This is a genomic window from Winogradskyella ouciana, from assembly GCF_965284585.1.
GTDB classification, from domain to species: domain Bacteria; phylum Bacteroidota; class Bacteroidia; order Flavobacteriales; family Flavobacteriaceae; genus Winogradskyella; species Winogradskyella ouciana.
This window is the reverse complement of record NZ_OZ260095.1, coordinates 2789532-2813130: the sequence shown is the minus strand read 5'-3', so window position 1 is coordinate 2813130 and position 23599 is coordinate 2789532. Positions and strand designations below refer to the sequence as shown.

Sequence of the window (23599 nt, the reverse complement as noted above, 5' to 3'; positions counted from 1 at the left end):
TTACAGTTCAGTAATTCACAATTTAATCATTGTCTGATCTAAGATATATTTGAACCCCAAATTACAATCAGCGGTATACATTTATGGAAAGCACCAAAAAAAAGCCCTCAAAAGGAAAACAGATATTCAGAATTGTATTATTTGTTGGGACTTTTATATCCTTATGGTTTGTACCTTGGATTTTAGTTAAGGCGTGGCTATTACCACTGCCTAACACTGTTCAAGAACAAGTCAACCAGACTTTAAGTTATGGCTTTGATGGTGTTATTGTATATGTAGATGAAGCCGGTAAACCACCAGCATTCTACACAGCTGGTTATCATAATAAAGAAGAAAAAATTCCTGCCAAACCACACGCTTTGTTCAAAATAGCAAGTATAAGCAAGTTGTATGTCGCTGTAGCTATTACCAAATTAGCTCATGAACAGCGTATCGACTTGGATGAATCACTAACTGAATACTTTCCTGAACTTATAAGAAGAATTGAAAATGCCAATAAAATTACATTGCGTATGATGGTGCAACACCGAAGTGGTATTCCTAATTTTACGGACAATCCTGAATTTTGGGCAAACCAACCCAACACCAATATCGATGTGCTAGACTATGCACTCGATTTACCAGCGACTTTTGAACCGAACGAAGATTACGGCTATTCCAACACCAATTACTTATTGCTTTCTAGAATCATTGAGCAAGTCACCGGAGGTAGCCGTCAAGAGTATTTCAAAAAAGAAATTTTAATACCACTTGGACTGAAAAATACATTTGGATCCATTGACGAGGTAAATCTAGACGATGTTATGAGTGGTTATTATGTCGGTATTGATAAGGACTTTAAGGACGAGAATAACGGCATGATGATAGCTACAGCAGAAGATGTCGGTGTTTTTTTAAGAGCTTTAAACGATGGTTCACTGCTTGATGAAGAAGAAATGGACATCTATAGGTCTATTTATGAATTCAATCATGGAGGCTTGGCACCAGGTTACCAATGTATGGCAGAATACCACAAGGATATTGATGCTGTTGTGGTGCAGTTTATGAACACTACCGATTTTGAAGGTTATCAATGGAATTTATTGGAAATAACGCATAGTCGTGTTGTTAAGATTTTGCTTGAGGCAAAGGGATTGTAAAACATTCATGATAAATTATGTAACAAGTATTGCCCAAAAGCACTATTACGCTAATTGTTGCTTTGTGTCCTATAATGTACTTGCGTTATGTACAACATGGGCTTTATTCACAAGGTTTCTATTTTAAATTATTGAGCTCATGAATCTTCGATTTGGTTAAAAGCGCATGTTAAGACATAGTTTCTAGAAAAATTTGATCTATTATTTTCTTTACTTAGTTAATGAAATACTCTTTTTCTGAAAGGGCAGAGGAGTGGAGGAAAATGTGTGTGGAATGGGAATTTTAATTATATTTAAAATAAAAGTTTTAATGGCTAAAATCACACAAGAACATATTAAAAAATCATTCGAAATAGCAAAAAGTATTTATGAAAATAGAATAACGCAAAAAAAAGGTTTAGATGAGTTAGTAGATTTCGGAATGAATCGAAATTCCGCATCAGATTATGTTTACAACTATCAATGCATGATGACTGGAAAACTTATGACAAGAAATTCAAATGTCTTTGGTACTGAATATTATTTAAGTAAAATCTATGAGAATGAAGGTGAAAAAGGATTGCAAAACGCCTTAATTTCCTTATCCGCTCATTTAGATTATTATGAAAACGTATCTAATACTAGAGTTTTAAAACGAAGAAAAATTTATAATAAGTATTTAGAAAAACTAGAAAATAAAACTCAACTAGTTTTTCCAGACGAAATAGAAAAAAGTGAAAAATTTTTAGAAGGTAAGTCAAAAAAAGTATATGTCAATGTGTTCGAAAGAAATACAGCGGCTCGAAATAAATGTATTGATTATTATGGCTACATATGTCAAATCTGTGACTTTGACTTTGAGAAAAAATATGGTGAGATTGGAAGACATTTTATACACGTTCATCACATAATAGATATATCTTCAATAGGTGCTGAATATGAGTTAAACCCTATTTTAGATTTAGTACCTGTCTGTCCTAATTGTCATGCCATGTTACATAAAAGAAAGCCCGCATATTCATTAGAGGAAATTAAAAAACTTATATGATTATCGAATAAGATAAAAATTGGATAATATCTTTATATTTGTTATAAATAACGCTAATCAATGACTTTTGCAGGTAAAGGAAATAGAAGACCACAATTAGATATTCAAATTGATTTAATTCAAGTTGATAAAAAGAACCCTCGTTTAGTACCTTATTTAGAAAATCCAGATGAGGCGACTCAATTCGATTTAATTTCAGTTCTTTATGAAAATTTTGACACTGAAGTCGTGGCAATGTCTTTAGTCGAAAATGGATATTTTGACGAAGAACCAATAATAGTAGTACCTAATAAAATACCTGCAGATTTTTCGTTTTCGACTTATCAAAATCCTGATGATTTAGCTGATGCTATTAGTAACTTAATTGACCATGATGAGATTAGTTTTACCGTAGTTGAAGGAAATAGAAGAACTTCGGCAATAAAGCTAATAACCGATACAACTTTAAGGAAAAAGTTAGGAATTGATAAATTTTATCCAAAAACCAATAATGATTCTGTTGTATTAGATATAACAAACATTCCTTGTATAATTTATGAGAAAAGAGAGGATGTTTCATCTTACCTTGGAGTAAGACATATTGCAGGATTACTAAAATGGGAAGCATTTGCTCAAGCAGCTTACACAGCTAGTGTTATCGATCAAGAACTCGAAAAAGGACTCTCAATAGCTGATTCAATAAAACAAGTACAAAAAGTTGTTGGCGATAGATCCGATAAACTTAGGAAACAATACATAACATATAAATTATTTTTAGAGGCAAAGAATAATCTTGAAGATTTTGATGTTAGACCAATTATAAATAAGTTTTCGTTATTAACAGTTGCATATAATTCCGCCTCAATCAGAGATTATATTGGAGTTGACTCTTATGCAAAGGTAGACCTAGAAAATGAATTAGTTGAATCAAATAAACAGGATGAGTTTAAAAATTTACTGACATGGATTTATGGAAATAAAGAAACTAATGAACAACCTGTTTTAACAGATTCTAGAAAAATAACTAATACGTTAAGCCATGTGGTAAAAGAACCTGAAGCCGTAGAGTTTTTAATTCAATTTAAAGATTTGGAAGGAGCATATGAAAGAACTGGTGGTGAAAGAGATTATTTATCTAAAAAATTAGTAAGTGCAAATAGAGCGATACAAACTTCTTTAAAATTTGCATATAAATATAAAAACGATGATGAGTTGTTAAAACAAGTTGCAGAATTAGAGGAATTGATTGCAGCTTTAAAAAGTAATTTATCATAATAATGTCACAATATATTAGTTTCAAAGTTGGGAAAGAGATTGAATGGCTTGAATTGAATCTACTAAAAAACAATCAGCCGCTAAGTAAATCAAAAATAAGTGATTTAGCAGTTGGAGTAGATGAACAAACTATTGATGGATGGCTAACCACTTTAGAATGGAGAACATTTTTATACAATAAACCTATCTACGAAGTCAAAGGAAATAAGATTACTCCAAATTTTTCATGGGATCAAATTCCTGAATATTTTTTATGTTTATATTATTCATTTAATGGGGCAAATGATAATTCTGGCGGAACCGGTTTATTTGAAAAAATTTCAGCACAGGCACTTAAAAATTTCCTTAATGGTGAAGTCTTTACTTTTGGTTTCCCTGCTGGAAAAGGATTTAATGAGAATTTAGATGAAATAGAAAAATTATGTTATGAAACTAGAAATATGCAGGCAGATTCCTCATATAAAGATGATGGTGTAGATGTTTTAGGATATAAATCTTTTCAAGATAAAAGGAGTTCTAATTTATATGTTTTACAACAATGTGCAGCTGGGAAGCATTGGGCAAAGAAGAGGGCAATAAACATGAACAATTGGACTAATTATTTAGTTTGGTTTCCAGAAAATATTATACAATCAATTTCTACTGTGGAGTTTGTTCAACAAAAGACTTGGAATAAAAGAACCTCAAGTTTTGGGATGCTTTTTGATAGATTAAGAATATATAATTTCTTGTATGAAAAGAATGTAGAACCCAGTTTACGAAGTGAAGTGTCTAAATGGTGTAATGATAAAATTACTCAAGGAATATGAGGTTTATAGATTTATTTGCTGGTTTAGGTGGATTTCACGTAGCTCTTGAAAATCTTGGTCATGAGTGTGTTTTTGCAAGTGAGAAAAAAGAAAATTTAGCTTTACTTTATGAAAAGAATTTTAATATTTCTGTAAATAGAGATATAACAAAAGTTGACATTTGTGAAATACCTAAATTTGATATTTTATGTGCAGGATTTCCTTGCCAGCCATTTTCAAAAGCAGGTGACCAGTTTGGACTTAATGATAAAAAAAATGGTAATCTTTTTGATAAATTAGTGGACATTATTGAATACCATGAACCTGAGTTCTTCATTTTAGAAAATGTTCGAAATTTAAAAAGTCATGATAATTTTAATACCTGGAAGTATATTAAAGATAAACTTGAAAATAAATTAGGTTATTTCATTGATGATGAAATTCTATCTCCTCATAATTTTGGTATTCCTCAACATAGAGAAAGAATATTTATAATTGGCTCTAAAAATGGTTTACAACATTTTAATTGGCCAGAACCTTCAAAATCCACAGAATCAATTTTAGAATTTTTAGACGTAAACCCTAAAGAAGCAACTAAACTTGAAAATGAAAAAATATCAGTAATCAAGCTATGGCAAGAGTTTATTAATAAAATTCCTTTAGAAGATAGCTTACCTAGTTTCCCAATTTGGAGTATGGAATTTGGAGCAACCTATCCTTTTGAAAATGAAATACCATATAGAAGTTCTTCTAATGCCTTAGGGAGATGTAAAGGCAAGTTTGGAATTCCTTTGAAAGGAATGACTAGAAAAGAAAAATTTGAAAATTTACCGAATTATGCAAAGAAAAATCAATTGCATAAGGAGACAAAAGAACCAATTCAATTTCCAAATTGGAAAAAGCACTACATAAGAAGCAATAGAGCTTTTTATGAAAAGTATAAAGTGGAGTTGGAGCCAATTGTGAAAAAAATTAAAGATTTAGGTGTGTCTAGTTGGCAAAAATTTGAATGGAATGTTCAAGGAGGAGAGAGAGATTTATCTAAATATATATTACAATTTAGAGGTTCTGGAGTTAGAGTTAAAAAAACTGATTTTTTTCCTTCTTTGGTAACTGTTAGTACTCAAATACCTGTTATTGGCTGGGAAAATAGGTATATTACACCAATTGAAGGCGCAAGAATACAATCTTTAAATGGAATATCATTACCAGAAAATCTTGGTAGCTGTTTTGCAGCTCTTGGTAATGCGGTTAATGCTCATGTTGTTGAATTAATTGCTTCTAATTTGATTATTGAAGTTGAGGAAAACAATCATGAAGATATAGATTTGCCAATTGATATATCCAATAAGCAGAAAGTTGCTATTTAGTATTATTATGTAAAATAGAATTTCAATATTTAGCTCGGCCTCATAAAATTTTGGTTAAAACAATAGGTGAAATGAGCGTACATATTTTAGGGGTTTAGTAATACATAACGTAAAGAAGTCTAACTATAAATGGAACTTCAAAGCAATCTTAGCTAGTTCAAAAGTTTCCTAAAATATAGTGAATGAGCCGTTAATTGTTTCCAAAATTATATGCAGCCTTGAATTTTTGTTTCTTTTGTTTCAAGACAAAAGATATTAGAAACTTAAAAAAAGTCAATTTGGAATTCAAAATATAACAAGTGCATAGAATTTTATTTTTTTAAAATTTATGCTCTTGTGGCAATCCACGAGAATCGTCTAAAATTTTTTATCACGTACATTTTTATCATTTACGTGATTTTTAAATAGTAATCAAAAGTTAGCTTTTATTGTGCGGCTGGCAAGCGGCTGGAAATTGCATATAAAATAAATTACAATAGTAATTTGATTTTATCAACGCAATGAGCGTTTGACAGCGGACATTTGACATAACGGCAAATTATAGGACATGTGCTTTTTTAACTCTGCGAAGCAAACCGTTTCTAGTTTAATGCCCAAGTACTGCACATTAAAACCAATAATACTAAAGCTTCTGGGATATTTTACATAATATCATTATAGTTGACAAATGGTACACTATCATTAAATAATCAACAATAGCATTTGTCCTATAATGTACTTGCGTTATGTACAACATGGGCTTTGGTTAAAAGCGCATGTTAAATAATACTTTTCTTTATTTTTTTCTTCTCAAATAATTCTCTAATCGGTTAATGAAACACTCTTTTTAAGCAAGGGCAGAGAAGTGGAGGAAAATGTGTGTGGAATGGATTTTTAGATACAATAATTAACGAATATGGTCAATGTCATAGAATTATATATATAAACCGGGTAATTATCACCCAATCGAGTATTTATTACCCAATTTTTATTATTAAAATTATCATTGCGATTTACGTAAACACTTGATATTTAGTGTTTAACAGTTTTATGATATGTCTTGATAATATTTAGGTACAGGCATTGCTAATATCATATAATAACAATAAAAAGTTAGCAATAGCGTAAAATTTTTTAACGGATAAAAACTTAAATAAATGAAAAATTTAGTAGGATTAGACAGTAACAAAGCTGAGAAACTAGCGGAAGAGCTCAATATTTTATTGGCAGATTATGAAATTTTCTATCAAAATCTTAGAGGACTTCACTGGAATATAAAAGGAAAAGAGTTTTTTGAGTTACACGATAAGTTTGAGGAATTATACAAAGATGCCTTCGTTAAAATTGACGAAATCGCAGAACGAATTCTAACGCTAGAAGCTGTACCATTACATATATACTCAGACTATCTAAAAACCACACAGATTAAAGAAGAAAAAAACGTATCGGATGGTACAAAAGGAGTACAGGTAGTAATAAATAATTTTAAAACTTTAGTGGAAAAAGAGCGCGAAATACTTGCTATTGCAGCAGATGTAGATGATGAAGGCACAGTAAGTTTAATGAGTGACTACATTTCAGAAACGGAAAAAACACTTTGGATGTTTAATTCTTATTTAAAATAGTGAAACCATCAAATAAAGCAAACATAAAATGGGAAAATATACAAGTTTATCTGAAGCAATAAACGACCTTACAAATAAAGGCTATATCTATAACTTTAATATGAAAGAAAATTTTATAGAGTGCCCTGAAAATCAATGTCAATTGCAACCAGACGAGTTTGAAATCGATGAAAAACACCGTTTTCAAGAAATGTCAGATGTAGATAATGAAAGTGTTTTATATGCCATTTCATCAACAGATGGTTCTGTAAAAGGTCTATTAGTAAATGCTTATGGTATTTATGCCGATTACGCATCTTTTAAGTTAGTTCAAAAACTAAATAGACCAGATAGATTTGGCTAAAATAGGAATACTTATTGGTTCTTTTATTTATACAAACATCGAGTATTTTATTATGTGAATGTTTTCAATTAAGGAATAAGAATCTTCAATAAAAATATAGAAGTATTTAGTTTTTTAAAATTATAAACTATGACAGATTTTTTAGAAACACATCAACTAGATATTATTTTTGGGATAATAGTCATAGCTGTAATTTTTATTTTACGGTTTTTAACCAATAAATTACACCGTTGGCTCGCTAATGAGCAACAGGAAAAGTTTCCAGGAGAAATATCAAAGCCGTTAAAATTATTAAAACGTATACTTAATACTTTATGGATTGTATTAGGCTTAATAGCTTTAACCTATCTAGTTGTAGATGAAAGTAAACAAAGCACCTTGGCGGATAATTTCAAAATAGCGCTTTATATAGGTGTTGTTTTGTCGCTAACCATTATTGCTGCTACAACTTCAAGTATGTGGTTTAAGCACGATATTAAAAAAAAGAAGGAAACGGAGCAAGATTCAACTAGTTTTCAGTTTCTAAGATACATTGTTCTTTTTGGTATTTATTTTACAGGAATTATACTTTGTCTTTTAGCCTTCCCGTCGTTAAAAGGTTTAACTCAAACAGCTTTGGGTGGAGCAGGTGTTTTGGCATTAATTGCTGGTTTTGCATCGCAAGAAGCTTTATCTAACGTTATAGGTGGTATATTCATAATTTCATTTAAACCTTTCAGGGTTGGTGACCTAATAAAAGTCACAGATACAATGATTGGTAGGGTTAGTGATATAACGCTACGTCATACAGTAATTCGTAATTTTGAAAATAAGATGATTGTCATTCCAAACGCTATAATCAATAAAGAAAAACTCATTAATTTTGATATGGGAGAACTAAAAACTTGCGAGCGTATTGAGATTGGAATCTCATATGATAGCAATATAGATTTGGCAAAAAAAATCATGCAAGAAGAATGTGAAAAACATCCACTTATATTAGACAACCGTACAGAACAAGACATACAAGATGGCAAACCAATAGTTAGAACAGCTCTTATAGCGTTAAATGATTCCTCAATGACAATTAGAGCATGGACTTGGGGAAGAAATTTCAGCGATAGCTTTCAACTAAAAATTGATGTTTTAGAAAGTATTAAAAAGCGGTTTGATAAAGAAGGAATTGAAATACCATTCCCACATAGAACTGTTGTCATGAAACAAGATTCACAATAAGTTTTATGATAGCAATTAGCGTTGCTCAACAATAATATATCTTTTAAAATATCATATTAAGAGTGTTCATATGAGAATTTTATATTTCAGATTTAGGTTTATTTTTGGGTAATATTTACGCAAGCGGGTAAATATTACCCGATAGTATTTTAGATACAATAGTTTAAAATACTAATAATCAATTATTTATGTTATATGACTATTAAAGGCACAAATTATGATTATACCATTTACATTTATTTTCTAATGACTAAAAATAAGTAGTTATGACTAAAAAAACATCTACTTCAAACCGTGTAAATATTGGTTTTGCGCTTGCCACAGTTTTTTTATTGGTTCTCGCCACAAATAGAATTGACCAAAGACATTTTGAAACTGTTCAAGATACATTAACTACAGTTTATAATGATAGAGTGGTTGCACAGGATTATGTTTATAAGATGAACAATATTATGCACAATAAACGATTGCAGCTTCTCGATTCAAATACTACTGAAAATCAAAATAAGCTTAATAAAGAATTTGCTACCTTGATTGATGTATTTTCAACAACCAAACTCACACCCAAAGAATCTAAAACGTTTAATGATTTAAAGCAGAATTTTGAAACATTAAAACGTAATGAGAATAAAACGGAAGATCAATTAAACAATAAAAAGTTAATAGATAATTTAAACACTATTGAAACAGATCTAAATAACCTGGCACTCATTCAAGTTTCAGAAAGTAAACTTAAAGTCGGTATTGCACAAAAGAGCTTGGATACTAATAATCTAATGTCTAATCTTGAAATTGGTTTTTTAGTTTTTATGGGTATCATTGTTCAGCTTGTCGTATTTTACAGGATAAGAAAATCTAGCTATGCAAAAGCAGAACAATCAACACGTCTATAACAGCAAAATGGATACCACCAAAAATGCATTAAAAGAACGAATCAAAGAGCTAACTTGCCTCTATGAAGTATCTTCTATTATTGCTAATACCAATTTTGAACTTATTGAAGATACTTTAAAAGCAATTGCTTTTAGTCTAAAAAAAGCGTTTCAGTATCCTGAAAAAACAGATATATTGATTGATTGTGATACGGTCTCAATTACAACGAATTCCTTTTCAAGAGATAATTTAACTATTGCTTCCAGTATCAAAATATTTAATACAGAAAAAGGCACTATTATAGTGCATTTGAATACTTCAGAATCAAAAAAAATCAATTTTCTAAAAGAAGAACAATTGCTGTTGGATAATGTTGCACTTAAAGTAGGAAACCTTTTTGAGCGCATAGAAATCCAAAAAAACGAAGCATCACTTAAACGTCAAATGGAGCATGCGGACCGTTTAAGTATTTTGGGCGAAATTACTGCAGGTATTGCTCATGAGCTAAACACACCTTTAGCAAATATTCTTGGCTTTTCAGAATTGCTCAAAGTCGATTTAAAATCAAATTCCAAAGCAATTTCAGATATAGATAAAATAATTAAGAATGCTATATTCTCTAGGGAAGTGGTTAAAAAACTAATGTTTTTTGCTTGTGAGATGCCACAAGAAATGAAGCGTGTCAACATCATAGTACACATAAAAAATGCGATTAAACTATTAGATGCCACATTTAAGAAAGAGCAGGTAAAGTATATCGTGAAAACTGAAGAAGATGAATTATGGTTGAGAGCAGACCCTATACAATTAACACAGATTATTTTCAACTTATTGATGAATGCCATTTACTTTTCACCTAAAAACGGTCTAATAACCATTAATACATTTAGCTCAAAAAACAATATTGTCTTGAAAATTTCCGATGAAGGACCTGGTTTTAAAAAAGACAATTTAAGTAAGGTTTTTCAACCCTTTTTCACAACTAAACCTATGGGAGATGGATCAGGCTTGGGATTAAGTGTTGTGCATGGCATTGTCGCCTCACACAAAGGCACAATAACAGCCGAAAATAACACAAAAAAAGGTGCTACCTTTACAATTACACTTCCAAAAGACTAAATTGATTATGCAATTACGAAAAGAAAATATACTTATTGTTGACGATGATGTTAATATTCTAGAGCTTTTGCAGCGTCACTTACAATCATGGAATTATCATGTTTTTAAAGCTATTTCGGTAAAAGAAGCGGTCACAATTTTGCGAGACACACAAATAGATTTATTGATTACCGATTTAAAAATGCCAGAGGTTGATGGTTTTGAGCTCATAAAATTTGTGTCAGAGCACTATCCTAAATTACCAAAATTGGTAGTTACTGGTTATCCATCCGTTCAAGGGTCTTTGGAAGCTATTAAGTCTGGAGTGGTGGATTATTTAACCAAACCTTTCACAAAAGATGAATTGAAATCTGCATTAGACAAGTCTTTAGTTGCTTCAGAAGGAAAGGCAATACAACCTAAAAACACTTCCGAACATAGAACTGAACCTTATGGAGAAATCATTGGCAATTCAGAAAAAATAAATGACGTTATACAGGTTATAGAGCGTGTAAAAGATAACAAGGCAACTGTTTTTATAAAAGGTGAAAGTGGTACAGGTAAAGAATTGGTGGCTCGAGCCATTCACTATCAAGGTAAATTTTCGAGAGCACCATTTATTGCGGTAAACTGTGGTGGTATTCCAGAGAACTTGTTGGAAGCAGAACTGTTTGGCTACGTTAAAGGCGCGTTTACAGGTGCTGAAACCAATAGAGAAGGTTTTTTTCAAGCCGCAAATGGTGGCACTATTTTTTTAGATGAAATAGGTAATGCTTCACTTACGGTTCAATCACGATTATTACGCGTGCTTCAAGAAAAAGAAGTGGTTCGTGTAGGTTCAACAAAAGCCGAAAAAGTTGATGTTCGCATCATAGCAGCTACAAATAGCGATTTGCAAGATATGATACAGAAGCAAACCTTTAGGGAAGATTTGTATTATCGATTAACAGTGGTGGAAATTCATATTGCACCATTACGTGAACGAAAGGATGATATTGCATTACTAGTCGATAAATTTCTGTTTAAATATGGCATTGAATATAAAGACCGATTTTTGAAAATCACACCTGAGGCTTTGGATATCTTAAACCGTTATAATTGGCCAGGAAATATTAGAGAACTAGAAAATATCGTTCAGCGTGCTGTGATTATGTGCGACATGGTTGTAGATGTTGAGCATCTACCAGACCACTTAAAACATACCATAGCTTTTTCTGCGGACGCTTTGGTGCCACTTAAGGTGGTTGAAAAACAATATATAGAAAAAGTATTACGAGCTACAGGAAATAATAAAACTAAAGCAGCAGAAATTCTTCAAATAGACCGTAAAACCATCCGCCAAAAATTAGCGGATTAGTCATTGCATGCTGATACCTTTTTACGCAGGTGGGTAAATAAGTATCGGTATAAAATTTAATAGAACAATAGTTAATAACCTCAAAACCCTTTATGCAAAAGGGTTTTGAGGTTTTTGGTTGATTAAGGTAATGCAATTGGCACAAGCATTGCCTTTAGGTATGTGAATAACATTAATACATTTAATTATGAACCACATTAATATCTGTCCGAGTTGCATACATCGCAATAACTGCGCACTAACGATGCAAAAAGATAAGGTTTGGTCGTGTAGTGAGTATGACGAAGAGGTTGAGGATTTAACCACCCTAGAGACAGTGCAAGAACCAAAAGAGAATGAAGAAAGAAAACTAGAATTAGTTTAACAATGTAATACTAAAGATTATGATTTTTAACGCAATAATATCAGCAGTAAGATGTAAAAATTCAAGAACTAAAAAATCTGATAAAGCATCACGAAACAAATACATCACTCAAAAATACAATGAGAGATCTATTGTAAATAGAATTTAATTAAGAAAGTCTATTCAGCGATAACCTTATTGGAAACTTAAAAAATGGTCACTTTGGGCACAGTTAAAACTAACAGTATGATAGTTGGATAATTAATAGCAATTCGATTGTGCTTAATGTGACTTTAAAAAAATAAATACAAAAACAAAAAATAATGGAAATTAAAGCAATTATATACGAATTCATAAATCGAAGGACAAAACAAAATAAATTGAGATTTGATACTATTAAAACAAGTCCTTACAGATTTGCAAATAGAAGAAAATTCTAAAATCAATTAAGCAACAACCTAAAACATATCAGAAATGACAACAATAACAGCAGAATTAAAAAAACCATCAAAAAAATCAAAAAAAGCACCTGTAAGAGGTATGATGGATAATGTTATGGAGCAGTTTGAAAGTGCTGCAGATCAAATTAACCTTCATCCAAACATCAGAAAAATTTTAAGCATTACCAACAATGAAATCATTGTGAATTTTCCAGTAAAAATGGATAATGGGGAAGTGGAAATATTTACAGGTTATAGAGTACAACATAATAACGCATTAGGACCATATAAAGGTGGTTTACGCTATCATCCAACGGTAGATATAGATGCAGCAAGAGCATTAGCAATGTGGATGACCTGGAAAACTTCATTGGCAGGTTTGCCTTATGGAGGCGGAAAAGGAGGTATTAAGTTAGACCCAACAAAATATTCTAAAGGAGAGTTAGAACGTATTACAAGACGTTTTACGTTTGCTCTGGCAGATAATATTGGGCCGGAACATGATATACCTGCACCAGATATTAACACCAATAGCCAAACCATGGCCTGGATTGCAGACACCTATATGAGTACGCGTCCACCAGCAGAACGTACAGCAAACCAACATGTGGTAACAGGTAAGCCAGATGGAAGTGGCGGACTGGAAGGTCGTGATAGAGCTACTGGTTATGGTGTATATCTATCGATTAAGTTTTGGGCAGAAAAAAATAACAAAAGTCTAGATGGCAAAAAATTCATTGTTCAAGGTTTTGGTAATGTTGGTTATTGGGCGGCACATTTCTTGGAAAAAGATGGTGCAAAATTAGTCGCTGTACAAGATGCTTATGGTAGTATTCAAAACCAAAAAGGGATTAAGGTTGAAGATTTGTTTAAATACAGTAAAATCAATGATGGAAGCATTGTGGATTTCCCTAATGCCAAGCCTGTTGACAAGAATCAATTTTTCACTTTAGATTGTGATATCTGTATACCTGCAGCTTTAGGCAACCAGATTACTTCAGATAATGCACCAAAGATTAAGGCAAGACTTATCGCAGAAGGTGCCAATGGACCAACAAATGTTGAAGGGGAAAAAATATTGTTGGATAGAGGTATCACTATCATTCCAGATATCTTATGCAATTCCGGTGGAGTAGTAGGTAGTTATTTTGAATGGCTTCAAAACAGAAATGGAGAGCTTTGGCAGTTAGATGAGGTTATGGAAAAACTAGATAAAAAGATGAAAGAATCTTTTGATAAAGTTTTTGACTATTCTAAAAATGAAGGTGTTGATATGCGTACAGCAGCATTTTGTATCGCTATAGAACGCATTGAAAAAGCATACATACAAAGAGGGATTTTTCCTTAATAATTTAAAAGAATAAAAACATGAAGTACGGAAGTTTAATTTTAGAAAAGAAAGAGTATGTCTACCTTAAGCGCATACTCAATATATCAGGCTATGCTGAAGACCATGAAACACAAAGGTGTTTAATGAATTTATCCGAAGAGCTAAAAACAGCACATATTGTTGACGAGGAAGATATGCCAAAAGATGTTATCCGTTTTAACTCAACAGTAACGGTAACATTTAATAATGGTGTGGAAAAAACACTGCAATTGGTTATTCCTATGGATAAAGATTTTCAAAATAGTAGGATTTCTGTTTTAACACCAATGGGATCTGCATTGATTGGCTACTCAGAAGGAGATTCTATTATATGGGACTTTCCAAATGGCACACAGCAAATTACAATTTCTAAGGTTCAGCAGAAAGAAACCTACAGTGGTATAGATATAGTTATATAAAAATTTAAAATTATGAAAACTTTAAATACAGAAATATTCAATCACGACACTAGTATTGATGTAACACACAAAATCAATACTATGGAACTGGATAACTGGATTAATCATTTAAGATACATTAAAAAGGAGCTCGGTAACCTCATAAATATCTGTAACAAGGATTTAAAAAACAATCTCAATGAGCATGATATCGTAGAGCGTTTTGAAAAAAAACAAATTGAAAATGAAACATTGCTTAGTGCGCTTCTGAGGTATTCAAATTCTAGAACAGATATTGCCGAATGCGAAGACACGCAATGCGATATGGTGTACATCACAGAGCACGAGAGTTACCGCAGAAGCTACCTCTATCATTTAGATAAATACCGAAGGTTAAAAGATGCTTTTTTTGATAAAGTGCATGGTAAATTTTCACTTTCAAAAATTGATTAACCTTTAAAAATAATATAAAATTTGAGTACAATTCCTGCATATAAAATAGACGTCCATAGACGCTTGTGTATAAAAAAAGATTTAAACGAGTTAAATCTATGGACGACTATGCTAGAAGATTTTAATATCGAATTAGACCATTTTGCCATCATTGAAAAACAGTTGGTAAAAGTGATTTCGGTAGCACAAAACATCCAGGCCATACGCAGAAAAATTGTGCTCACAATGGCTAATCTTTGTAAGTACGAGCAAGAGCTGAAAACAGAATACGAATACGGAAAAACGGAATATGATGCCACTAGGCTAAAGGTGCATGAGCATAAACGCGATACCTATTTAAAATTGGTAGAAGAGCATCAGAAATTTAAAATTCAATTTTACACGATACTAAAAAAGTATCAACGCAGGTAATGGTGAGAACAATCAAGTTTAAATACGCAGCATTCAAATAAAATACTAATTTAAAATTCAAAATGATGAAAAAAATATTGATTCCAACAGATTTTTCGCTTAATAGTTATCAGACGGTTGACTATATCACCAGTCTCTTCAAAAAGGTAAATTGTGAGTTTTATTTTTTGAATACCTATAGATATGAAAATTCTGGTTTAAGTGCTATTGAAATGCTTCAGGCTGACGACGAATGGTTCGACAAACCAAAAGAAGAATCCCTAAAAAAACTCGGAAAATTAGTAACACGATATACCTTAAAATCTAATAATGATAAACATTCATTCCATGCAATTTCAGAACATAGGGATATTGTAGATGGTGTAAAAGAAAATGTTGATACAATAGGTGTTGATGTTGTGGTATTAACAGGTAATGGTACTGCTCAATTAAGCTCAACGACTGAGAGTATATTAGAAAGGGTAAGGTCTTGTCCGGTTTTAATTGTGCCACCACATGCCACAGCATGCAAAGGTATTACTTTGACTATTGCTTCTGATTTTCAACACAAAATCAATACAAGCGAAATAGAACGTTTTATCAAGGCACTAGAAAACACGAACACTCAAATCGGTATATTGGTACTAAAAGAACAGAATAATCTTTCGGACAAAGCAGTGTCAAATTTAGAAATATTATTAGAATGTCTCAAGCAACTTTCAAGCAAGTCTATTGCTTTAGAATTTTTAAACCCAGCATATAGATTAAAGGATTACGCTTCTAATCACAATGACGAAATTATGTGTGTAGTAGATAATAAACCCGATTTGTTTAGAAGAATTGGTATTGTAAAATCAAAGGTGATTTCAACCTTAAAAAAACTAAACAGCAACACCGTATTAACGGTACATCAATAAAATTATAAGTTATTAAAATTTAACTTTTGTTTTTTAGGTGGAATAAGTGTTGATGCCTTAACGATGTAATAAAATATATATTGAAAATATGGATAATTTAAGTATAATAACAATCATTGCAGTAATTCTATTTGCAAGATTAGGTTTCAGGCTTTTAGTAGGTTATGAAGAAATGAAAAACGATAAAGATGAGGCTGGCGAAAAAACACATTACACTTGTTGGAAGAACGATAAGTGATTGATCATCGTGAAAAAATAGTAAATTCTTATTCTTTTGTGCTAAGGAGTTTTTACCCAGATGAAGCGTTGGCAAAACGACCTCATATCATTTTGGCAAAACAATAGGTGGAATGAGCGTAAACATTTTGAGCTATACAAATTCAATTATCCAGTAGCTAAGAATCGCGTATTTGAAAATCTATCGTGATTTGGTCGTATAACGGAATTTTGAAAGCACATGATCTAGTGAGATTGCTTCACCTGATAAAAATCAGGCTCGCAATGACGTTTCAATTGTTTATGAGGTTTATTTTATCTTTTAGTTTTAATCCCACAATTAGCTCAACATAATCATAAACGATATATAATACTTTTAAAATGAGAAGATCCTGAGGATGTTTTCATTTTAAAACGAATTTAATCTAATTCCAATCCCACAATTAGCTTGTACATAATCATTGACGTTATAGCACACTGCGTGATGCTAGAACTATGATTATGTCAAATATCGCCCAAAAGCGCTATTACGCTAATTGTTATAAAATGTCCTATAATTTATGTTATGTAAAATAGAATTGTTGTAGTGCTAAACCTTCTACTCTAAAAATCCACTATCGCTCTTCATTAAGTTTTATTAATTGAGCTATTAATTTAAATCCGTATGGTCATTAAGCAAAACCTTTGTTAGCCATTGGCCTTCGTGCAGTTGATGCATCAAACCAGAAATTATAGCTTTTTTACTAAACCGTTTACCAAATCCGTCGATGCCAATAGTATCATTCACTTTGGCTTTAGTGTTGCCTGATATTGTAAGGTTTCCTAAAAGTTGTGCTTTGTCAGAATTTGAAATTATAAGTTCGGAATCCATGATATCAATTCCGTTGGTAACACTGATAACAGGTTTTTTATTTATATCAAAATCTAGTTTACGTTTTACATATCCTGTATGGTCATGACGCAAACAACTAACATGTAGTTGCGGCTTGTTATCCTTACCTACAATGAGTTTTTGCTGTACAACTATGCCTTTAAAAACGCTATCATTTTTATGCTCATAACCAAGTTTTATTTCAATTTGAGCATTAAATTCAAAAGTTTTAGAATCCGTCACTTTAAACTCATCACCTATGGTGCTGTCATCTCTTAATATAATCAGGGCTTCATCAACAGCATTGGCATATTGTAGTATTTCTATGCTAATAATTTCTACTACATCAGGTATTTCTTTTCCATTGGAAAGGATGGAGAAACTAACTAATTCTGCATTAAAGTCCGAAGGTGACGATGCCATATGTTTTTATGTGTTTAATTTAAGTGGTAAATACGGTTTATAGCTTCCCTAATTCTATTTATTTAGCTATAAAGGATTGAAATCCAATATACTAAATCTTGTTGGATTTAAGAGGTTTACACAAACATTACCCAATACAACACTATGATGATGACAAACAGAAAGCTCAAGGCAAAAAACGTAATGGAACGTTTTACATTATTAAATTTCTCATCAATTATTGTGCTTTCGGCATGAATCTGTTCTGCCAAAACTTTATAAAGCTCATCTTCAGAACCACAGATTTTTATTAATTCTTCAGTGTACTCATCCTGACTACCGAAACGATGCGCAGCGTCCTTAAAGAAGAACACATTTTTATCATAATGCAAATGCATGGCTGGTCTAAAACACCTAAAACAGAAATATATGGAAATACCCACGAGCACAAACCAACAGATCAGTAACACCAGAAGTACGGTATTTTCCATAAATACATCCTTAAAGCGCTCTAGGCGATCTACAAAGAGCCCAAGGATTAAACTGTGAAATGAAAATACCACGCCTGCTTTAAGTTCGGAGGCTCTTATGAGCTTTTCCAGACGTTCTAATTGTTCCCAATAATTGTTAGGATCTTGTGCCATAGTAAAGTTTTATGCTATGAATTTACAAAATACATATTCAATTCGCCTCGGTTTTTTACAGCGAGTTTACCTCTATACTCGCAATCAAACGCATCTTTCACCAATCTATAGGTGTCTTCCGAGATATTGATACGTCCTGCTTCAGAACTGCTTTCCATTCGCGCCGCAATATTTACGGTATCTCCCCAAATATCGTAAGCAAATTTTTTGGTGCCCACTACTCCAGCAACCACTGGCCCTGTATTAATACCTATTCTAATATCGAATGTAGCATCGGTAATATCGTCTAGTTTTGCTGTAGCCACAAAATCGTTCATTTCTTTTGCCGCTAATACCATGTGCTCGGCATGTTTTTCATTGTCGAAATTTAGTCCACCAGCAGCCATGTAGGCATCACCTATGGTTTTAATTTTTTCCAGGTCGTATTTTTCCATAATTAAATCGAACTTAGAAAAATAATGGTCAATCGTTTGTACTAGTACTTCTGGAGAGAGATTTTCGGCATATTTGGTAAACCCTTTAAAGTCTGAAAACAACACCGTAACCTGAGGATATTTTTTAGCTTCCACTCTACCCTTGTCCTTAAGTTCTTTGGCGGTGTCTTCTGGTAAGATGTTTAATAATAGATCGTCTGAGCGTTGTTTTTCGGCAGCTATGATTTTATTGGTGGCCTTTACAAATTTGTGACGTTTGAATAAGCCATAAGCTAGTAAACCTATAAGAAACAGAACACCTACAGATGCCCACATTAGTATGTTTTGGGTTTTTTGTTTTTGATTGGCTAACTCTGCTTCAGTTTGAGCTTTACTCGTCATGGCATTACCAATTCTTTGAACTTCTTTTATATTTCTTACACTGTCCCTATAGATAATATAGTCTTTATAATGACGATGTGCTAGCTCTATATTACCTGCTTTCTCATATAATTCTGAGAGTTTTAGATTGGCATCGCTTATTTCTTTTTTTAAACCATTTTTCTTTGCTAGAGCAAGACTACGATTTGCATATTTAAACGCCAAATCAAAATTTTCTTTATCAGCATATATATCAGCTAAATAGGTTAGGTAAATAGATATCGCATAGTAATCGTCTAATTCTTCTAAAATTGTAATGGCCTCGTTTATGTTATTTTCCGCAAGTAAATCATTGTTTTGTTCAGCATGTACTATACCAATATTTCCAAGGTTATAGGCTCTTCCTAGTGGATTATCTAATTTTTTAAAAATAAGGCTCGACTCATTAAAATAGGCTAATGCCTCATCATATTTTTGATGGGTAATAGACCAATCACCAGCATTCAATAATGCTGATGCAAGATTTATGGAATCCTTCACCTTCCTCAACATGGCTATTCCTTTAGTATAATATTTTTCTGCATATTCTTTATTTTCCATAGCAGCATAGGTGTCTGCAATAGATATTTGAAGATAACCCATAGAACGTTTGTCTTTAGCATTTTCCGCGTAATCAAGACTTTTAAGAAATGCATCTATGGCTTTTGAGTTATCCCCTTTAGATTGCAGTGCATTGCCTTTTGCTAAATATCCATTTTTAAATGCTTCTAAAGATGAATCTTTAGGCTTAACAGCTTCGGCTTTATCAATTAAAATATTGGCATAGGCAAGAATAGAGTCTGGATTGGTCTCAGATTCGGTAATTTTAGTTAAAATTCTAAATTCAGTTAGACTGTAATCTCCTGTTTTGTATAAATTTTTTAGGTGATCTGCTTTATTTTGGTTTTGACCAAAAGCAAATTGAAAGCAAAATAAAAAAAGACCTATCCAAAAATAGGCCTTACTTTTATTAAGATAGACCTTATCTTGTACCATCGGCTTTCATTTTAAGCTTAGGATCAACAGTAAAAGTTTGCGTATTAAATGGCATAGGAGCCACATCTATCCAATTATTATTGGCATAACTATTCATATATTTTACTTGTGGACCATAAAAAACAATTGGCCCTCTAGAATTGTTTCCTGCAATACCTTCAATAACAAATGGTGCATTTGCCACAGAATTCCAAGTATTATTGGCATAACTATTCATATATGCAACTTGTGAGCCTGCATAGGCCACTACACCTTGAGAATTATTACCCGCTATACCTTCTATATTAAATGGTGCAACGGCCACCTCATGCCAAACATTTTCGGCATAACTATTCATATAGGCGACTTGATTTCCTGAATAAATAATGGCTCCAGCTGTATTTTCGCCAGCAATACCTTCTATATTAAACGGTGCATTAGCAACCTCATGCCAAACATTTTCAGCATAACTATTCATATAGGCTACACGATTACCAGAGTACGCTATAACTCCATGTGAATTATCACCAGCTATACCTTCAATTTCAAAAGGTGCAGGCGTTAGACGTTGCCAAACATTATTTCGATAACTGTTCATATAAGCCACCTGATTACCTGAATAAACAATTGCTCCATGAGTATTTTCACCTGCAATACCTTGAATTTCGAAAGGCGCGTCCGAAACGACTTGCCATACATTATTTGCATAACTGTTCATATAGGCTACTTTATTGCCTAGGTAAGCAATAGGCCCATATTCATTATTGCCAGCAATGCCTTCATAGCCAGCCAATCCTATAGTGATGCTATAGCTTTCTTCATCTCCATCATTTATTGAATTATCTCCTTTTATTTTAGCTGTGTATTTATTGGCTCCATCTCCCCTACGAATATCCTTAAGGAGGGTAGAGCCACCATCTTTTTTTATATTCTGAAAGAATATTGGTGTTACTCCATTTTTAGCCACCGCTGTCCATGTAATTTTCTTATTTCTATAAATGGTTGAAACGTAATTAGCTGGATCACCTGGACTTGATGGATCGCCTAAATCGTCTGAGAATACTACTGTAGTATTAGTATTACTACTGTTAATTGCCTCTGTATCTACTGTTACAGTAACATTTGTGTCTTTTGCACTCATAATTTTATATTTAATTGATTAATAAATGATTCTAAGGAGGAAGGGAATTATGAATTATGTGTATGTGAAGTTTCTAGACTATTGGTATTCCATAGCCAAAGATTTTTCCTTAAAACATAAAATATACTTTATCATATTAGTGCGTATAGCACCACTTAATAAGTAGAACGCATATTGAGATCTACACAATAGTATTGCTCTATAGAGCTCAAGAGTAAATTAGGGATAACAATAAGATGATATAAAAGTTCTGTAACGTGAGGTAATTTTAAAAGTAGGAATTTATTTCTTATTATCCTAATATATAAGTTTAACGGAATTTTATTTAGGGTAATGAAACAAAAAAGCCTCACGCAAAGGTCAGGCTCAATTCATCTATATTTTAAATTTTAATAATCCGTATAACCCTCTGCACCTGGCGTGTAGAATAAATCAGCATTAGGCTCTTTTATCTCATCCCTATTTAAAAACTTCTTCACCAAGTCAGGATTACTGATATACGATCTTGCAATGTATGCCAAGTCAAAACCATCTTTTAATACTTGTTCTGCATCTTCAACGCTATGAATGTCTCCTCCTGTAATTATGGTGCCACCAAAATTGAGTTTTATGGTGTCCTTAATATCGGTTTTAAACTCAGGTGCGTCCATAGAATCCCTGTGGTCCACAATATGTATATAAGCTAAACCTATTCGACGCATTTCTTGTGCTAAATAAGAATAGAGCTCTACCAGATCATCATAGTTATGCTCCATATCATTAAAGGCTCCATAAGGTGACACTCTTATACCGAGACGTTTTGCACCAATGACATTGGCCACTTTTTCTGCGGTTTCTATGACAAAACGCGCCCTATTGGTAAAATCGCCCCCATAACCGTCTTCCCTTACGTTAGATCTTGGATTGAGAAATTGCTCCATTAAATACCCATTTGCCGAGTGCAGTTCTACTCCATCCACTCCTGCCCTTTCAACCAGCATTTCTGCACTATCGGTATATTCCTGTTGGGCATGTTCAATGTCTTTTAGAGTCATTTCCCTTGGTGTAGGATGTGGCACAAGCCCTTTACTGTCTGTGAACATTTCTCCAGCAGCTTTTACGGGACTTGGTGCTAGTACCTCTCCTCCATCTGGTAGATTTTCTTCTGCAGCAATACGACCGCAGTGCATTAGTTGCACAAAAAACTTACCTCCTTTATCATGTATGGTTTTGGCAATTTGCTCCCAGCCTTCGATCTGAGCGGGTGAATATGCACCTGGTATCCGTGGATAGCCTATTCCGTTTATTGATGGTGATGTTCCTTCGCTAATGATGAGTCCTGCTCCTGCTCTTTGGCCGTAATAGGTCTCCATTAAATCGTTTGGGATATTATTAATGGCACGATTACGCGTCATCGGTGCCATTACAATTCTATTTTTTAGTTCTATATTACCTAGTCGGTATGATTCGAATATACTCATATATATTTTTTGATGTTCCCCTAAAATTAAGGGATAAAAAATATTTAGTTTGATAGTTTTACTACAAGTTTTAACGTAAATGCAAAAAGACGATGGGTTTAGATTCCATCGTCAATCAAAGCAATTTTATTTATCTAGGCAAGATGCTTACTTGTTGTCATCATCTTCCATGCTGTCATCATCCTCTTCAACTTCCGTAATAGCTATAGGTTGTATCTGCGGTTTAATACGTCTATACAAATCAAATTGTGGTTGTGTAAGGATATTACGCATTTCCATAGTCTCTGCTTTACGCAGATTGTAGATCATGTCTAATTTTTCTTTTCCAGTATAAGTTTCGTGAAGCTTTTCTTCCCTTATCAAGAATTCCTCTATTTTCTTTTGAAATAAGGTGAATTGCTTGCCGTCTAAACCTAGCTGATCATCATATTTTTTTGTGATGCTGGTCGCTACACTTTCTAAGGCTTCACTGTCCTTTTGCATTATAGGGTCTTGTGCAGATAATTGTATAGTGAATGCTAAAGCTAAGATGTATATTAGTGTCTTCATGTGTTTTAAAGTTTTATGGTTATACTATAATATAACAGACATGACGCATGAAGTCAAATAAATTAAGAAACCTTAACGTTGGATCATTCGATTTAACAATGAATTAATACTTTATGTTAAATTATTTAAC

22 protein-coding genes are annotated in these 23599 nt (G+C 32.6%); 16 read left to right on the top strand and 6 right to left on the bottom strand.

Annotated elements, in window-relative coordinates:
- Window positions 1-83: 83 nt before the first annotated feature.
- From ACQ65V_RS12575 to ACQ65V_RS12500, 16 genes are all read left to right on the top strand, one after another.
- Window positions 84-1139 (top strand): serine hydrolase domain-containing protein, encoded by a 1056-nt coding sequence (locus ACQ65V_RS12575; protein ID WP_430468170.1) that lies wholly within the window; start codon window positions 84-86, stop codon window positions 1137-1139.
- Between the two features lie 274 nt (window positions 1140-1413).
- Window positions 1414-2166: an HNH endonuclease gene (locus ACQ65V_RS12570; RefSeq protein WP_430468169.1), complete on the top strand. Its 753-nt coding sequence runs from the start codon at window positions 1414-1416 to the stop codon at window positions 2164-2166.
- 60 nt (window positions 2167-2226) lie between these two features.
- Complete coding sequence (locus ACQ65V_RS12565) at window positions 2227-3420, top strand: hypothetical protein (RefSeq protein WP_155087503.1); 1194 nt, start codon at window positions 2227-2229, stop codon at window positions 3418-3420.
- A gap of 2 nt (window positions 3421-3422) precedes the next feature.
- Window positions 3423-4229 (top strand): hypothetical protein, encoded by an 807-nt coding sequence (locus ACQ65V_RS12560; protein WP_155087502.1) that lies wholly within the window; start codon window positions 3423-3425, stop codon window positions 4227-4229.
- Entirely contained in the window at window positions 4226-5578 is a 1353-nt protein-coding gene (locus ACQ65V_RS12555) for a DNA cytosine methyltransferase (protein ID WP_155087501.1), read from the top strand. Before ACQ65V_RS12560 ends, ACQ65V_RS12555 begins: the two co-directional genes overlap by 4 nt.
- Before the next feature lie 1136 nt (window positions 5579-6714).
- On the top strand, window positions 6715-7182 hold the full coding sequence (locus ACQ65V_RS12550) for a Dps family protein (RefSeq protein WP_155087500.1): 468 nt from the start codon (window positions 6715-6717) through the stop codon (window positions 7180-7182).
- A 28-nt stretch (window positions 7183-7210) separates the two neighbouring features.
- Window positions 7211-7525: a phosphoribosylpyrophosphate synthetase gene (locus ACQ65V_RS12545; protein WP_155087499.1), complete on the top strand. Its 315-nt coding sequence runs from the start codon at window positions 7211-7213 to the stop codon at window positions 7523-7525.
- A 129-nt stretch (window positions 7526-7654) separates the two neighbouring features.
- Window positions 7655-8740 (top strand): mechanosensitive ion channel domain-containing protein, encoded by a 1086-nt coding sequence (locus ACQ65V_RS12540; protein WP_430468168.1) that lies wholly within the window; start codon window positions 7655-7657, stop codon window positions 8738-8740.
- Between the two features lie 266 nt (window positions 8741-9006).
- Window positions 9007-9633: an MCP four helix bundle domain-containing protein gene (locus ACQ65V_RS12535; RefSeq protein WP_430468167.1), complete on the top strand. Its 627-nt coding sequence runs from the start codon at window positions 9007-9009 to the stop codon at window positions 9631-9633.
- 7 nt (window positions 9634-9640) lie between these two features.
- Window positions 9641-10732 (top strand): sensor histidine kinase, encoded by a 1092-nt coding sequence (locus ACQ65V_RS12530; protein ID WP_430468634.1) that lies wholly within the window; start codon window positions 9641-9643, stop codon window positions 10730-10732.
- A 7-nt stretch (window positions 10733-10739) separates the two neighbouring features.
- The gene (locus ACQ65V_RS12525; RefSeq protein WP_430468166.1) at window positions 10740-12068 is read left to right on the top strand and encodes a sigma-54-dependent transcriptional regulator; all 1329 of its coding nucleotides are present in this window, start codon (window positions 10740-10742) and stop codon (window positions 12066-12068) included.
- A gap of 817 nt (window positions 12069-12885) precedes the next feature.
- On the top strand, window positions 12886-14199 hold the full coding sequence (locus tag ACQ65V_RS12520) for a Glu/Leu/Phe/Val family dehydrogenase (RefSeq protein WP_430468165.1): 1314 nt from the start codon (window positions 12886-12888) through the stop codon (window positions 14197-14199).
- A 20-nt stretch (window positions 14200-14219) separates the two neighbouring features.
- Complete coding sequence (locus ACQ65V_RS12515; protein WP_273292717.1) at window positions 14220-14639, top strand: GreA/GreB family elongation factor; 420 nt, start codon at window positions 14220-14222, stop codon at window positions 14637-14639.
- Window positions 14640-14651: 12 nt separating this feature from the next.
- The gene (locus tag ACQ65V_RS12510; protein ID WP_430468164.1) at window positions 14652-15071 is read left to right on the top strand and encodes a hypothetical protein; all 420 of its coding nucleotides are present in this window, start codon (window positions 14652-14654) and stop codon (window positions 15069-15071) included.
- Window positions 15072-15092: 21 nt separating this feature from the next.
- On the top strand, window positions 15093-15482 hold the full coding sequence (locus tag ACQ65V_RS12505; protein ID WP_430468163.1) for a hypothetical protein: 390 nt from the start codon (window positions 15093-15095) through the stop codon (window positions 15480-15482).
- Between the two features lie 62 nt (window positions 15483-15544).
- Window positions 15545-16378, top strand: coding sequence for a universal stress protein (locus tag ACQ65V_RS12500; protein WP_430468162.1), 834 nt, complete (start codon window positions 15545-15547; stop codon window positions 16376-16378).
- Between the two features lie 865 nt (window positions 16379-17243).
- Here the strand turns inward: ACQ65V_RS12500 and ACQ65V_RS12495 are convergent.
- From ACQ65V_RS12495 to ACQ65V_RS12470, 6 genes are all read right to left on the bottom strand, one after another.
- On the bottom strand, window positions 17244-17888 hold the full coding sequence (locus ACQ65V_RS12495; RefSeq protein ID WP_430468161.1) for a hypothetical protein: 645 nt from the start codon (window positions 17886-17888) through the stop codon (window positions 17244-17246).
- A 116-nt stretch (window positions 17889-18004) separates the two neighbouring features.
- Window positions 18005-18511 (bottom strand): Pycsar system effector family protein, encoded by a 507-nt coding sequence (locus tag ACQ65V_RS12490; protein WP_430468160.1) that lies wholly within the window; start codon window positions 18509-18511, stop codon window positions 18005-18007.
- Window positions 18512-18525: 14 nt separating this feature from the next.
- Window positions 18526-20340: an adenylate/guanylate cyclase domain-containing protein gene (locus ACQ65V_RS12485; RefSeq protein WP_430468159.1), complete on the bottom strand. Its 1815-nt coding sequence runs from the start codon at window positions 20338-20340 to the stop codon at window positions 18526-18528.
- Window positions 20327-21460: a hypothetical protein gene (locus tag ACQ65V_RS12480; RefSeq protein ID WP_430468158.1), complete on the bottom strand. Its 1134-nt coding sequence runs from the start codon at window positions 21458-21460 to the stop codon at window positions 20327-20329. The genes ACQ65V_RS12485 and ACQ65V_RS12480 overlap by 14 nt, the downstream gene beginning before the upstream one ends.
- 389 nt (window positions 21461-21849) lie before the next feature.
- Window positions 21850-22920, bottom strand: a complete 1071-nt coding sequence (locus tag ACQ65V_RS12475; RefSeq protein ID WP_430468157.1) for an alkene reductase — start codon at window positions 22918-22920, stop codon at window positions 21850-21852.
- Window positions 22921-23067: 147 nt separating this feature from the next.
- The gene (locus tag ACQ65V_RS12470) at window positions 23068-23469 is read right to left on the bottom strand and encodes a hypothetical protein (protein ID WP_430468156.1); all 402 of its coding nucleotides are present in this window, start codon (window positions 23467-23469) and stop codon (window positions 23068-23070) included.
- Between the last annotated feature and the right edge of the window lie 130 nt (window positions 23470-23599).

Excerpts from the sequence above, each read along its gene's own strand:
- ACQ65V_RS12575 (WP_430468170.1), top strand. The coding sequence starts at position 84 with ATGGAAAGCACCAAAAAAAAGCCCTCAAAAGGAAAACAGATATTCAGA.
- ACQ65V_RS12570 (WP_430468169.1), top strand. The coding sequence starts at position 1,414 with ATGGGAATTTTAATTATATTTAAAATAAAAGTTTTAATGGCTAAAATC.
- ACQ65V_RS12565 (WP_155087503.1), top strand. The coding sequence starts at position 2,227 with ATGACTTTTGCAGGTAAAGGAAATAGAAGACCACAATTAGATATTCAA.
- ACQ65V_RS12560 (WP_155087502.1), top strand. The coding sequence starts at position 3,423 with ATGTCACAATATATTAGTTTCAAAGTTGGGAAAGAGATTGAATGGCTT.
- ACQ65V_RS12555 (WP_155087501.1), top strand. The coding sequence starts at position 4,226 with ATGAGGTTTATAGATTTATTTGCTGGTTTAGGTGGATTTCACGTAGCT.
- ACQ65V_RS12550 (WP_155087500.1), top strand. The coding sequence starts at position 6,715 with ATGAAAAATTTAGTAGGATTAGACAGTAACAAAGCTGAGAAACTAGCG.
- ACQ65V_RS12545 (WP_155087499.1), top strand. The coding sequence starts at position 7,211 with ATGGGAAAATATACAAGTTTATCTGAAGCAATAAACGACCTTACAAAT.
- ACQ65V_RS12540 (WP_430468168.1), top strand. The coding sequence starts at position 7,655 with ATGACAGATTTTTTAGAAACACATCAACTAGATATTATTTTTGGGATA.
- ACQ65V_RS12535 (WP_430468167.1), top strand. The coding sequence starts at position 9,007 with ATGACTAAAAAAACATCTACTTCAAACCGTGTAAATATTGGTTTTGCG.
- ACQ65V_RS12530 (WP_430468634.1), top strand. The coding sequence starts at position 9,641 with ATGGATACCACCAAAAATGCATTAAAAGAACGAATCAAAGAGCTAACT.
- ACQ65V_RS12525 (WP_430468166.1), top strand. The coding sequence starts at position 10,740 with ATGCAATTACGAAAAGAAAATATACTTATTGTTGACGATGATGTTAAT.
- ACQ65V_RS12520 (WP_430468165.1), top strand. The coding sequence starts at position 12,886 with ATGACAACAATAACAGCAGAATTAAAAAAACCATCAAAAAAATCAAAA.
- ACQ65V_RS12515 (WP_273292717.1), top strand. The coding sequence starts at position 14,220 with ATGAAGTACGGAAGTTTAATTTTAGAAAAGAAAGAGTATGTCTACCTT.
- ACQ65V_RS12510 (WP_430468164.1), top strand. The coding sequence starts at position 14,652 with ATGAAAACTTTAAATACAGAAATATTCAATCACGACACTAGTATTGAT.
- ACQ65V_RS12500 (WP_430468162.1), top strand. The coding sequence starts at position 15,545 with ATGATGAAAAAAATATTGATTCCAACAGATTTTTCGCTTAATAGTTAT.
- ACQ65V_RS12495 (WP_430468161.1), bottom strand. The coding sequence starts at position 17,888 with ATGGCATCGTCACCTTCGGACTTTAATGCAGAATTAGTTAGTTTCTCC.
- ACQ65V_RS12490 (WP_430468160.1), bottom strand. The coding sequence starts at position 18,511 with ATGGCACAAGATCCTAACAATTATTGGGAACAATTAGAACGTCTGGAA.
- ACQ65V_RS12485 (WP_430468159.1), bottom strand. The coding sequence starts at position 20,340 with ATGGTACAAGATAAGGTCTATCTTAATAAAAGTAAGGCCTATTTTTGG.
- ACQ65V_RS12480 (WP_430468158.1), bottom strand. The coding sequence starts at position 21,460 with ATGAGTGCAAAAGACACAAATGTTACTGTAACAGTAGATACAGAGGCA.
- ACQ65V_RS12475 (WP_430468157.1), bottom strand. The coding sequence starts at position 22,920 with ATGAGTATATTCGAATCATACCGACTAGGTAATATAGAACTAAAAAAT.
- ACQ65V_RS12470 (WP_430468156.1), bottom strand. The coding sequence starts at position 23,469 with ATGAAGACACTAATATACATCTTAGCTTTAGCATTCACTATACAATTA.